Below are 1,045 nucleotides of genomic sequence, written 5' to 3'. Positions count from 1 at the left end.
GTCTTGCAATCACTACAACTGAAGTACTATAAATGGAGTGGTCAACGGGACGGGATCAGAGAAAGAGGCTGGTTTGCGCAAGCTCACGTATGTCGTCGCTTGTTCGATCGACGGGTTCATCGGGGGCCCGGACGGCGACGCGTCCTTCATGTACCCCCACGTGGTGGGCGAGTACGCCGAGTACCTCAGGACGGAACACCCCGACATCAATCCCACCCATGTGCGCCGGCTCATCGGGACCGACGACGTCCCGAACCGGGCGTACGACACGGTCATCCAGGGGCGCGGCAGCTACGACGAGGCGCTGAAGGACGGCATCACCAGCCCGTTCGCGCATCTGCGGGAGTATGTCGTCTCGCGCACGCTGGCGGAGTCGCCCCACCCGAACGTCGAGATCATCTCGACCGACCCGGTCGGCAAGGTCCGGGAGCTGAAGGCGGAGGACGGTCCTCTCGACATCTATCTGTGCGGGGGCTCCGTCCTGGCGGGGGAGCTGCTCGACGAGATCGACGAGCTGATCATCAAGACGTACCCCATCGTGCTGGGGACGGGGATGCCGATGTTCGGCTCCGGCTTCGACATCACCCAGTTCACGCTGGGTGAGGTGCGAGCCTTCGACAACGGGGCCGTGGTGCGGACGTACACCAGGAAGCGGTGACCCCGTGGATCGGGGGAGTACGGCGGGGAGCGCCCGGAGGCCGTCGGCCCTACCCTGAGGGCATGGGCACCGACGAGCAAGTCTGCCCGGCCTGCGGACAGCCTGTGGCCACGATCGTGCGGCGGCACAAGACGCTCGGCGCGTTCGTACCCGTGTGGGGTCCGGGTCCGTGCAGGAACCCCAAGTGTGACGCGTACGTCGACAGGGCCGCCGAGGCCGAGGGGGCCGCAGCGGAGCGGACGCGGGCCGTGGACCGTCGGGCCCATGGTGCGCACGGCTCGGCCGGTACGCAGGGCGTGAGCACGGCGAAGGCCGCCGACCGGGAGGCCGCGGAGCAGGTCGAGGACACGGACGACGGGTGAAGGGCCGCCGTGCCACGGATACCGC

Annotated in this window: 2 protein-coding genes; both read left to right on the top strand. The window is 67.8% G+C overall.

The annotated features are described in order from the left end of the window. Positions 1-73 precede the first annotated feature (73 nt). A complete protein-coding gene (locus tag AOK23_RS43975) occupies positions 74-658 on the top strand; it encodes a dihydrofolate reductase family protein (protein WP_055713675.1) in 585 nt (194 codons plus the stop codon). A 62-nt stretch (positions 659-720) separates the two neighbouring features. Then, positions 721-1,020 carry a hypothetical protein gene (locus tag AOK23_RS43970; protein ID WP_055713676.1) on the top strand — a complete coding sequence of 100 codons (300 nt, stop codon included), beginning with the start codon at positions 721-723 and terminating at the stop codon, positions 1,018-1,020. Positions 1,021-1,045: the final 25 nt, after the last annotated feature.

Source organism: Streptomyces torulosus (assembly GCF_001419765.1).
In the GTDB taxonomy this organism is placed as follows: Bacteria; Actinomycetota; Actinomycetes; order Streptomycetales; family Streptomycetaceae; genus Streptomyces; species Streptomyces torulosus.
Note: the sequence above shows the minus strand (reverse complement) of the source record. Positions and strands in the feature narration are given on the sequence as shown.